11 protein-coding genes and 2 rRNA genes are annotated in these 10,544 nt (G+C 72.5%); 10 read left to right on the top strand and 3 right to left on the bottom strand.

The window, feature by feature from the left end; translation table 11 throughout:
* Both ACLF5H_RS14410 and rrf read left to right on the top strand, forming a co-directional pair.
* Positions 1 to 101, top strand: a 23S ribosomal RNA gene (locus tag ACLF5H_RS14410); the annotation flags it as partial.
* Positions 102 to 205: 104 nt separating this feature from the next.
* Positions 206 to 322: ribosomal RNA gene (gene rrf, locus ACLF5H_RS14405) — 5S ribosomal RNA — on the top strand.
* 29 nt (positions 323 to 351) lie between these two features.
* Here rrf and ACLF5H_RS14400 read toward each other — a convergent pair.
* Positions 352 to 1,683, bottom strand: coding sequence for a hypothetical protein (locus ACLF5H_RS14400; RefSeq protein ID WP_421676467.1), 1,332 nt, complete (start codon positions 1,681 to 1,683; stop codon positions 352 to 354).
* 21 nt (positions 1,684 to 1,704) lie between these two features.
* On the opposite strand from ACLF5H_RS14400, the gene ACLF5H_RS14395 reads away from it, so the two are divergent.
* Complete coding sequence (locus ACLF5H_RS14395; RefSeq protein ID WP_421676466.1) at positions 1,705 to 2,553, top strand: hypothetical protein; 849 nt, start codon at positions 1,705 to 1,707, stop codon at positions 2,551 to 2,553.
* Positions 2,554 to 2,671: 118 nt separating this feature from the next.
* Here the strand turns inward: ACLF5H_RS14395 and ACLF5H_RS14390 are convergent, their stop codons facing one another.
* Entirely contained in the window at positions 2,672 to 3,955 is a 1,284-nt protein-coding gene (locus tag ACLF5H_RS14390) for a DUF1015 domain-containing protein (RefSeq protein ID WP_421676462.1), read from the bottom strand.
* A 69-nt stretch (positions 3,956 to 4,024) separates the two neighbouring features.
* Here ACLF5H_RS14390 and ACLF5H_RS14385 point away from each other — a divergent pair, with 69 nt between their 5' ends.
* From ACLF5H_RS14385 to ACLF5H_RS14370, 4 genes are all read left to right on the top strand, one after another.
* Entirely contained in the window at positions 4,025 to 5,053 is a 1,029-nt protein-coding gene (locus ACLF5H_RS14385; RefSeq protein WP_421676461.1) for an HAD-IIA family hydrolase, read from the top strand.
* 123 nt (positions 5,054 to 5,176) lie between these two features.
* Complete coding sequence (locus ACLF5H_RS14380; protein WP_421676460.1) at positions 5,177 to 6,220, top strand: FecCD family ABC transporter permease; 1,044 nt, start codon at positions 5,177 to 5,179, stop codon at positions 6,218 to 6,220.
* A complete protein-coding gene (locus tag ACLF5H_RS14375; protein ID WP_421676459.1) occupies positions 6,217 to 7,263 on the top strand; it encodes a FecCD family ABC transporter permease in 1,047 nt (348 codons plus the stop codon). Before ACLF5H_RS14380 ends, ACLF5H_RS14375 begins: the two co-directional genes overlap by 4 nt.
* Positions 7,260 to 8,102 (top strand): ABC transporter ATP-binding protein, encoded by an 843-nt coding sequence (locus ACLF5H_RS14370; protein ID WP_421676458.1) that lies wholly within the window; start codon positions 7,260 to 7,262, stop codon positions 8,100 to 8,102. The genes ACLF5H_RS14375 and ACLF5H_RS14370 overlap by 4 nt, the downstream gene beginning before the upstream one ends.
* Here the strand turns inward: ACLF5H_RS14370 and ACLF5H_RS14365 are convergent.
* Entirely contained in the window at positions 8,086 to 8,433 is a 348-nt protein-coding gene (locus ACLF5H_RS14365) for a sterol-binding protein (RefSeq protein ID WP_361681481.1), read from the bottom strand. The two genes, ACLF5H_RS14370 and ACLF5H_RS14365, sit on opposite strands and share 17 nt — an antisense overlap.
* Positions 8,434 to 8,475: 42 nt before the next feature.
* Here ACLF5H_RS14365 and ACLF5H_RS14360 point away from each other — a divergent pair, with 42 nt between their 5' ends.
* Genes ACLF5H_RS14360 through ACLF5H_RS14350 form a run of 3 tightly spaced genes read left to right on the top strand, consistent with a single transcriptional unit; the run spans position 8,476 to position 10,527 of the window.
* Positions 8,476 to 8,805 carry a hypothetical protein gene (locus ACLF5H_RS14360; RefSeq protein WP_421676457.1) on the top strand — a complete coding sequence of 110 codons (330 nt, stop codon included), beginning with the start codon at positions 8,476 to 8,478 and terminating at the stop codon, positions 8,803 to 8,805.
* 7 nt (positions 8,806 to 8,812) lie between these two features.
* Positions 8,813 to 9,628 carry a TlyA family RNA methyltransferase gene (locus ACLF5H_RS14355; RefSeq protein WP_421676456.1) on the top strand — a complete coding sequence of 272 codons (816 nt, stop codon included), beginning with the start codon at positions 8,813 to 8,815 and terminating at the stop codon, positions 9,626 to 9,628.
* On the top strand, positions 9,625 to 10,527 hold the full coding sequence (locus tag ACLF5H_RS14350) for an NAD kinase (RefSeq protein ID WP_421676455.1): 903 nt from the start codon (positions 9,625 to 9,627) through the stop codon (positions 10,525 to 10,527). The genes ACLF5H_RS14355 and ACLF5H_RS14350 overlap by 4 nt, the downstream gene beginning before the upstream one ends.
* Positions 10,528 to 10,544: the final 17 nt, after the last annotated feature.

The raw sequence follows: 10,544 nt of genomic DNA, 5'->3' as shown, positions 1-10,544 counted from the left end.
TGGGGTAAGGCTCCCAGTAGACGACTGGGTTGATAGGCCGGATCTGGAAGCCAGGTAACTGGTGGAGGTGACCGGTACTAATAGGCCGAGGGCTTGTCCTCAGTTGCTCGCGTCCACTGTGTTAGTTCTGAGGCAACGAACAGTTGCCGGTAAGAGCAGAACGCATAACTACAAAGTGTGCTTGTTCGCTCGAAACCATTAGGGTTTCGGTGGTCATAGCGTAGGGGAAACGCCCGGTTACATATCGAACCCGGAAGCTAAGCCTTACAGCGCCGATGGTACTGCAGGGGGGACCCTGTGGGAGAGTAGGACGCCGCCGAACAATCTTTGGAGGACCCCTGGTCCCAGCGTTCAGCTGGGACCAGGGGTCCTTTTGTTTTTACAATGCTTGCAGTACCGAAGACAGGAGTCACCATGTCCACCAACTCTCCCGACGACCGACCGGAGCGCGACCAGCGGCGACGGGACAGTGGTGACCGGGGCGACCGCGGCGGCTACCGCGGCGACCGTGGTGACCGCAACGACCGTGGCGGTTTCCGTCGTGACGACAACCGCGGTGACCGTGGCCCCCGTCGCGATGACCGCGGTGGCGACCGTCCCTCCTACGGTCGCCGTGACGACGACCGTGGTGGCTTCCGTCGTGACGACCGTCGTGATGACAACCGTGGCGGTGGCGGCTACGGCCGTCGCGAAGACCGTCCTTCCTACGGTCGCCGTGACGACGACCGTTCCTCGCGTCCCGGGTTCCAGCGTGACGATCGCGGTGATCGTGGCCCCCGTCGCGATGACCGTGGTGGCCGCCCCGGTGGCTTCCGCCGCGACGACCGCCGTGACGACCGTCGCGACGACCGCCCCTCGTTCCGTCGTGAGGACGACCGGGGTGGCGAGCGTGGTGGTTTCCGTCGCGATGACCGTCGTGACGACAACCGTGGCGGTGGCGGCTACGGCCGTCGTGACGACCGTCCCTCGTACGGTCGTCGTGACGACGACCGGGGTGGCGACCGTGGCGGCTTCCGTCGTGACGACCGTCGTGATGACAACCGTGGCGGTGGCGGCTACGGCCGTCGCGAAGACCGTCCTTCCTACGGTCGCCGTGACGACGACCGTTCCTCGCGTCCCGGGTTCCAGCGTGACGACCGGGGTGACCGTGGCCCCCGTCGTGACGACCGTGGCGGGCGCCCCGGTGGCTTCCGCCGTGACGACCGCCGTGACGACCGCCCCTCGTTCCGCCGCGATGACGACCGCCCCTCGTACGGTCGCCGTGACGACGACCGGGGTGGGGACCGTGGTGGTTTCCGTCGCGATGACCGTCGTGACGACAACCGTGGCGGTGGCGGCTACGGCCGTCGTGACGACCGTCCCTCGTACGGTCGCCGTGACGACGACCGGGGTGGCGACCGTGGCGGCTTCCGTCGTGACGACCGTCGTGATGACAACCGTGGCGGTGGCGGCTACGGCCGTCGCGAAGACCGTCCTTCCTACGGTCGCCGTGACGACGACCGTTCCTCGCGTCCCGGGTTCCAGCGTGACGACCGCGGTGACCGTGGCCCCCGTCGTGACGACCGTGGCGGGCGCCCCGGTGGCTTCCGCCGTGACGACCGCCGTGACGACCGCCGGGACAGCCGGGGCGACGACCGCCGTGGCGGTGGCTACGGCCGCCGTGACGACCGGGACCGGCACCACGACCGGGAGCCGATCAAGCGGCTGCCGATCCCGGAGGACGTCACCGGCGACGAGATCGACAAGGACGTTCGGCAGGAGCTCCAGAGCCTGCCCAAGACGCTCGCCGAGGATGTCGCCCGCAACCTGGTGATGGTCGCGCGGCTCATCGACGAGGACCCCGAGGGTGCCTACGGCTACTCCAAGGTGGCCCTGCGCCTGGCGTCCCGTGTGGCCGCCGTGCGTGAGGCCGCCGGTTTTGCGGCGTACGCGAACCACAAGTACAGCGAGGCCCTCGCGGAGTTCCGTGCCGCCCGCCGGATGACCGGCAGCGTGGAGCTGTGGCCGGTCATGGCCGACTGCGAGCGCGGGCTCGGCCGGCCGGAGAAGGCGCTGGACATGGCCGGTGCCCCCGAGGTGCACAAGCTGGACAAGGCCGGTCAGGTCGAGATGCGGCTCGTCGCGGCCGGTGCCCGGCGTGACATGGACCAGCTGGACGCGGCCATCGTGACCCTCCAGAGCTCCGAGCTGGCCTCCAACTCCGTCCAGCCGTGGACCGCCCGGCTGCGCTACGCCTACGCCGACGCGCTGCTCGCGGCCGGCCGTGAGGGCGAGGCGCGAGAGTGGTTCGCGAAGGCCGTCGAGGCCGACCGGGACGGCAGCACCGACGCCTCCGACCGGCTCGCCGAGATGGACGGCGTGGAGTTCGTGGACGCCCTGGACGAGCACGAGGCCGAGGGTGACACCGACGCCAAGGCCGCCGACGTCGACGCCGACGCCGAGACCAAGGCCCCTGAAGCCGAGGCCGACGACAGCGCCGACGACGACCTGGTCGACGACGAGGCCGACACCGAGGGCGACGAAGAGCGCGACGAACAGCGCGACAAGGACTGACGCCCGTCAGTGAGTGAGTGACAAAGGGGGCGGGTTCCCGACGGAACCCGCCCCCTTTCGCATGCCCGGAGCCATGCCCCGAGCCCGTGCCCGGAGCCATGCCCCGAGCCGCCCGGGATCAGATCTCCAGCGCCCGCAGCACCAGCCCCGACGCCGGCTTCGGCCCGAACGACGTCGACTTGCGCGGCATGGTCACGCCCTGGCGGGCCAGATCGCGTACGACCTCCTCGCGCACCGGGTGCATCAGCACGGCCGTACCACCGTCGCGTTCGGCCTTCGCCACGGTCGCGGCCGTGTCATGGATGTAGGCGATGTGCGCCGGGGAGTCCTCGGGGATGTGCCAGACGTGTTCCAGCAGGGCCGCGTGCAGGACCGTGGCGTCCAGGGAGCGCCAGGCGGCCGGGCGGTCCGCGGGGATGGCGCGGGCCAGCAGCGCCGGGTCCGGGCGGTCCAGCAGATGGAAGGCGCCGTCACCGGCCAGCAGGAAGGCGTTGCCCGCGCAGGACGCGTCCGCCAGCGCCGCCAGGGCCTCGGCCAGCGGCACCTGGAGGTGCCGTACCTGGAACAGGCCCTCCACGGCGGCCAGCGCGTCCGCCACCGGCAGGCCGTGCAGCAGCCGGTGGATGGCGCGCACGCGCAGCGGATAGCGGGCCGTGTCGACCAGCAGGACGAGGCCGTAGTCCCAGGGGCCGGGCCCGGACTGCTCGTCGCGCAGCCGCAGATAGGTGGCCCAGCGGTGGTGGCCGTCGGCGATCAGGGCCTGGTGACCGGCCAGGCCGGACTGGACGCGGGCCACGTCGGCGGCGTCCGTGATCGCCCACAGGCGGTGCCGGAAGCCGTCCTCAGTGGTGGTGGCCAGCAGCGGCGGCTTCTCCGCGGTGCGCTCCACGACCTCGGCGGCCGTGCCGTCGCCGCGGTAGGTCAGCAGCAGCGGTTCCAGGTTGGCGCGGGTGGCGCGCATCAGGGCGGCGCGCTCGGCGACCACCGGCGCCATGACGCCCTCGTGCGGCAGCACCACGCCCTCGGCCGGCTCGGAGACCCGCAGCGTCCCGATGACACCGCGCTGGAGCATGCCCTCGCCGTCGCTCTGCTCGTACACGTACAGGGCGGGTTCGGGGTCCGCGGCGAGGATGCCCTCGGCGAGCCAGCGGCGCAGCGTGTCCGCGGCCTGCTCGGTGCGTTCGCTGGGCGTGTGGGCCTCGGGGAGGATCAGCCGGACGATGTTGTGGGGGTCCGCCGACTGGAGGTGGTGCACCCCGTCGGGCCGTACCACGACGTCGTACGGCGGGGAGGTGACGGAGGCCAGGCTGCCGACCCGGTCGGGGTCGTATCGAAGGCCGCGGAACGGGGTGAGTTCCAGGCCCCGGCGCGCCATTGCTTCCGAGTGACCTGCAATGTCCATCCCGGCATCGTATGTCAGTGGCATGCGGGATGATCGAGGGTAAGCGAGCGAGCGAGGAGCGATGCGGATATGAGCGACGGCGTCAGGACCGGGCCCGAGAGCAGCGAGCGGCCCCTGAGCGAGGCGTACGACACGGCGCTGCTCGACCTCGACGGGGTGGTGTACGCGGGTGGCAACGCGATCGCGCACGCCGTCGGCTCCCTGGAGCGGGCCCGCGCGGGCGGGATGCACCTGGCGTACGTCACCAACAACGCGCTGCGGACGCCGGGCGCGGTCGCCGGGCATCTGACCGAGCTGGGGATACCGGCGGCGGCCGAGGACGTCATCACCTCGGCGCAGGCGGTGGCGCGGCTGATCGCGGAGCAGGTGCCGGCCGGGGCGCGGGTGCTGGTGATCGGTGGCGAGGGGCTGCGGGTGGCGCTGCGCGAGCGGGGCCTCGAGCCGGTGGATTCGGCGGACGACGACCCGGCGGCGGTGGTGCAGGGGTACGGCGGTCCGGAGCTGACCTGGGGCCGGTTCGCGGAGGCGTCGTACGCGGTGGCGCGCGGGGTCCCGTGGTTCGCGTCGAACACCGATCTGACGATCCCGAGCGGGCGCGGGATCGCGCCGGGCAACGGGGCGGCGGTGGAGGTCGTACGGATCGCGACGGGCAAGGAGCCGCAGGTGGCGGGCAAGCCGCTGCCGCCGATGCACCGGGAGACGGTCATCCGGACCGGCGCGAAGCGGCCGCTGGTGGTGGGGGACCGGCTGGACACCGACATCGAGGGTGCGTTCAACGGAGGGGTGGACTCGCTCCTGGTGCTGACCGGGGTCACCGACGGCGCCCGGCTGCTGGCCGCGACGCCGGAGCACCGGCCGACGTATGTGGACGCGGATCTGCGCGGGCTGCTCACCGGCCAGCCGGAAATCACCCGAGAGGGTGAGGGTTTCCGGTGCGGCGGGTGGACGGCGACGGCCGGGGACACCCGGTTGGAGCTGGCCGGCGAGGGCGGGGCCCTCGACGGACTGCGGGCGCTGTGCGCGGCGGCGTGGACGGCGGCCGGGGCGGGCTCGTGCGAGCTGGACGGAGGGAAGGCGCTGGCGCGGCTCGGACTCTGAGCCGCTTTCACCTCGGCTTCCGAGCCGCCCACATGTCGGCGGCGGGCGGGCCGGTCACGGCGTCGCGCGGCTTTCGGTACCCGGGGACCTCGACCGATGGGGAGGATAGGCTAACCTAACCTCGTGTTGGTCGACAGTCCTCCGGAACCGCGCGCGGCGACCGCCCCCGCGCCCCCAACTCGCCGGGCGGTGCGGCCCCTTGGGCTGCTGCTCTCCGTCGCGCTCCTGGTGCTCGTCGCCGTGGCGAGCATCGCGATCGGGGCGAAGGCGCTCACTCTGGCACAGGTCTGGCACGGCCTGTTCCACGACTCGGGCACATACGGCGACGTGGTCGTGGACGAACGGCTCGCGCGCACCGTGCTCGGGCTGCTGGCCGGTGCCGCGCTCGGCCTGTCCGGCGCGGTGCTCCAGGCGCTCACCCGCAATCCGCTGGCCGACCCCGGGCTGCTCGGCATCAACGCCGGCGCCTCGGCGGCCGTCGTCACCGCCATCTCCTTCTTCGGCGTCACCAGCCTGAGCGGCTATGTGTGGTTCGCCTTCCTCGGCGCCGCGGCGGTGGGGGCGCTGGTCTGGTTCCTGGGCGGCAGCCGGGGCGCCACCCCGGTCCGCCTCGCCCTCGCCGGTACGGCGATCAGCGCCGCCCTGTACGGCTATCTCCAGGCCGTGATGATCATGGATGACGCGGCGCTCGGCCGGATGCGCTTCTGGACCGTGGGCTCCCTCGCCTCCGCGAGCGAGTCGACCATCACGCAGGTGCTGCCGTTCCTCGCGGCGGGCAGCCTGCTCGCCCTCGCGCTGGCCCGGCCGCTGAACGCCGTGACCATGGGCGACGACACCGCCCGCGCCCTCGGCGCCCATCTGAACCGCACCCGCGCCCTGGCCATGCTGGCCGCCACCGTGCTGTGCGGCGCCGCGACCGCCGCCTGTGGCCCCATCGTCTTCGTCGGCCTGATGGTCCCGCACGCGGTGCGCTCCTTCACCGGCCCCGACCTGCGCTGGATCCTGCCGTACGCCGCCGTCCTGTCGCCCGTGCTGCTGCTCGGCGCCGATGTCGTCGGCCGCGTCGTGGCCCGCCCCGCGGAGCTCCAGGTCGGCATCGTCACCGCGGTCATCGGCGGCCCGGTCTTCATCTTTCTGGTACGACGACGGAGGACGGCCCAGCTGTGAGGACACACCCCAGGAGCCGTGCCGTACGCGTCCCCGGCGGGCTGTCGCTGCGCCTGGACCCGCGTGCGCTGACCGTGGTCGTCCTGCTGCTGCTCGCCGCGCTCGCCGCCGGTGTCGCGCTGATCGGCACCGGCGACGCGCGGATCCCCGTGGCCGACGTGCTCAAGACGCTCGCCGGGAACGGCAACGCCTACCAGGACTTCATCGTCCATGAACTGCGTCTGCCCCGGGTCCTCGTGGGGCTGCTGGTCGGCGCCTCGCTCGGGCTCGGCGGCGCCCTGTTCCAGGCCGTCTCCCGCAATCCGCTGGGCAGCCCGGACGTGCTGGGTCTGTCCCAGGGGGCGACGGCGGGCGCGCTGGTGGTGATCGTGCTGATGTCCGGCAGCGCCGCCGCGGTCACCCTCGGCGCGCTGATCGGCGGCCTGGTCACCGGGCTCGCCATCTATCTGCTGGCCTGGAAGCAGGGCGTGCACGGATACCGGCTCGTGCTGGTCGGCATCGGCGTCAGCGCGGTCGTCACCGCCGTCAACGGCTATCTGCTCACCAAGGCCGACCTGGTCGACGCGGCCCGCGCGGTCGTCTGGATGACCGGCTCGCTCGACGGCCGCGACTGGGACCAGGTCTGGCCGCTGCTCGGGCTGTGCGCCGTGCTGCTGCCGCTGGTCCTCGCGCACGGCCGGGGCCTGCGGATGCTGGAGATGGGCGACGACACCGCGGGCGCCCTCGGGGTGCCGGTGCAGCGGGTGCGGCTGGTGCTGATGGTCAGCGCCGTGCTGCTGACTGCGGCCGCCACCGCCGCCGCCGGACCGGTCAGCTTCGTCGCCCTCACCGCCCCCCAGCTCGCCCGCCGACTCACCCGCTCGCCGGGCCCCAACCTGGTGGCCTCCCTCTGCATGGGCGCCGCCCTCCTCGTCACCGCCGACTGGGCCTCGCAGCGCGTCTTCGGCGCCGGGCGGCTGCCCGTCGGCGTGGTCACCGGCGTCCTCGGCGGCGGCTATCTGCTGTGGCTGCTGGTCACCGAACGCCGGGCGGGCCGGATATGAGCGCCACCCATTTCCCTAGGAGCACTGTGAACCGCCTGTCCGCCGACCACGTCACCCTCGCCTACGACCAGCGGGTCATCGCCGAGCAGCTGTCGGTGGAGATACCCGACCACTCCTTCACGGTGATCGTCGGGCCGAACGCGTGCGGCAAGTCGACGCTGCTGCGGGCCCTGTCCCGGATGCTGAAGCCCAGCCAGGGCCAGGTCCTCCTCGACGGACAGGCCATCGGGTCGCTGCCCGCCAAGCAGGTCGCCCGCACCCTCGGCCTGCTCCCGCAGTCGGCCGTCGCGCCCGAGGGCATCACCGTCGGCGACCTGGTCGGCCGGGGCCGCTATCCGCACCAGGGCCTGCTGCGCCAGTGGTCCGCCGAGGACGAGCGCGTCGTCCAGGAGTCCATGCGGCAGACCGGGGTCGCGGAGCTGGCCGAGCGGTATGTGGACGAGCTCTCCGGCGGGCAGCGGCAGCGGGTGTGGATCGCCATGGCGCTCGCCCAGCAGACCCCGCTGCTGCTTCTGGACGAGCCCACCACCTACCTCGACATCCAGCACCAGATCGACGTCCTCGACCTGTGCGCCGAACTGCACGAGACCCAGGGCCGCACCCTGGTCGCCGTCCTGCACGACCTCAACCACGCGGCCCGCTACGCCACCCATCTGATCGCCCTGCGCGGCGGTGAGGTGATCGCCGAGGGCGCGCCGAACGACATCGTCACGGCCGAGCTGGTGGAGCGGGTGTTCGGGCTGAAGTGCCAGGTCATCGAGGACCCGGAGACGGGGACCCCGCTGGTCGTGCCGGCCGCGCGCAAGGCACGGGTTCAGCGGGTCACAGCAGCTTCCTGAGCCGGAACAGATCCAGCAGGCTCGCCTCCAGCCGCACCCGGCCCTTGCCCCAGGCGGTCGCGAAGTGCAGCCCGCCGCCCACCAGGGCCAGCAGATCGTCACCGGCCATCGCCAGCCTGATCTGCGCCCGCTCGCGCGGCGGGCCGGGCAGGGTCTCCGCCACCTCCAGGCGGCCCCCGGTCATCCGGCCCGCGAAGGTGACGTCCAGGTCGGTGATGTGGCAGCTCACCGAGCGTTCGAGCGCGGCGGCGTCCCGCACGTCGCCCTCGGCGCCCCCCATGTTGTCCGAAAGCTTTCGCAGTGCGGTGCGGCACTCTTCGATCGTGGCCATCGCCACCGACGGTACCCCAGCGGTTCGATGTAGCGTCTGGGCATGAGCGAGTCCGTGTCCGAGGCCGAGATCGCCGGGAGCGCCGGGCGGCCTGAGCCCCCGGCCGAGTCCCACGCGCCGTCCGAACCCGCGTCCGAACCCGCGTACGACCCCGCGGCCCCGGCCCCTCTGAACCTCCCGCGCACCCCCACCGGCGACGCCGGGGTGGACGCGCGGCTGGCGCGGCTGGCCGATGCCGACCACCTCGCCACCGACGGACATGTCGAGGTGTACGAGGATGTACACCGGGGGCTGCGCGACGCGCTGACCGCGCTCGACGGCCGCCCGGGACCTCCGGTCCCCTCACCGTCGTACGAACAAAGCAGGAGCTGAACCGAACGTGGCAGGAGTCGCACGCCGTCGTCTGGACGCGGAGCTGGTCCGCCGGAAGCTCGCGCGCTCGCGTGAGCACGCCAGCCAGCTGATCGCCGCCGGGCGGGTCACCATCGGCAGGACCGTGGCGACCAAACCGGCCACGCAGGTGGAGACCGCCGCCGCGATCGTGGTCCAGGCCGACGACAGCGACCCCGACTACGTCTCCCGGGGCGGCCACAAGCTCGCCGGCGCGCTCGCGGCCTTCGGACCGCTGGGCCTGGTGGTCGAGGGCCGGCGCGCGCTGGACGCCGGCGCGTCCACCGGCGGCTTCACCGATGTCCTGCTGCGCGCGGGCGCCGCCCATGTGGTGGCCGTGGACGTCGGCTACGGGCAGCTCGCCTGGTCCTTGCAGAGCGACGCCCGGGTCACCGTCAAGGACCGCACGAACGTAAGGGAGTTGACGCTCGACGCGATCGACGGGGAACCTGTTGATCTCGTCGTGGGCGATCTGTCCTTCATCCCGCTCGGGCTGGTGCTGCCCGCCCTGAAGCGGTGCGTGAAGGAGGAAGCCGACCTCGTGATGATGGTCAAACCGCAGTTCGAGGTGGGTAAGGAACGGCTCGGCAGCGGGGGTGTCGTACGGAATCCGCAGCTGCGGGCGGAGGCCGTGCGAGGGGTGGCCGAGAAGGCCTGGGAGCTGGGGCTCGGGGTGCGGGGGGTCACCGCGAGTCCGCTGCCGGGTCCCTCGGGCAATGTCGAGTACTTCCTGTGGCTGCGGTCCGGCGCCCCCCGCCTGGACCCGGCCGATGTCGACCGTGCAGTGGCGGAGGGGCCGCGTTGACACAGAATCTGGCGCGTACTGTTTTCCTGCTGGCCCACACCGGGCGGCCGGCGGCGATCCGCAGTGCGGAACTCGTCGTCAAGGGCCTGCTCAGACATGGCATCGGTGTGCGGGTGCTGGAGGAGGAGGCGCGCGACCTGCCGCTCCCCGCCGAGGTGGAGCTGGAGCGGGAGGCGACCCCGGCGTGCCTCGACGGCTGCGAGCTGCTGATCGTGCTCGGCGGCGACGGGACGCTGCTGCGGGGCGCGGAGTTCGCCCGCGCCTCCGGGGTGCCGATGCTCGGCGTCAACCTGGGGCGCGTGGGATTCCTCGCGGAGGCGGAACGCGATGACCTCGATCGGGTGGTCGACCGGGTGGTGGCGCGCTCGTACGAGGTCGAGGAGCGGATGACCGTCGATGTGGTGGTGCACCGCAACGGGGACATCGTGCACACCGACTGGGCGCTGAACGAGGCGGCCGTGCAGAAGGCCGGCGCGGAGAAGCTCCTGGAGGTCGTGCTGGAGATCGACGGGCGGCCGGTGACGGGGTTCGGCTGCGACGGGGTGGTGCTGTCCACGCCGACCGGGTCGACGGCGTACGCGTTCTCGGCCGGGGGGCCGGTGGTGTGGCCCGAGGTGGAGGCGCTGCTGATGGTGCCGATCAGCGCGCACGCGCTGTTCGCGAAGCCGCTGGTCACGTCGCCGAACTCGGTGCTCGCGGTGGAGGTGCTGCCGCATGTCCCGCCGGGGGTGCTGTGGTGCGACGGGCGGCGGACGATCGAGCTGCCGCCGGGCGCGCGGGTGGAGGTGCGGCGGGGGGCGGTGCCGGTGCGGCTGGCCCGGCTGCACCACTCTTCCTTCACCGACAGGCTGGTGGCGAAGTTCGCCCTGCCGACGACGGGGTGGCGGGGCGCGCACTAGCTCCTCGGCGGGGTGAC

Source organism: Streptomyces sp. LaBMicrA B280, assembly GCF_049222185.1.
In the GTDB taxonomy this organism is placed as follows: Bacteria; Actinomycetota; Actinomycetes; order Streptomycetales; family Streptomycetaceae; genus Streptomyces; species Streptomyces murinus.
This window is presented reverse-complemented; position numbering and strand designations above follow the sequence as displayed.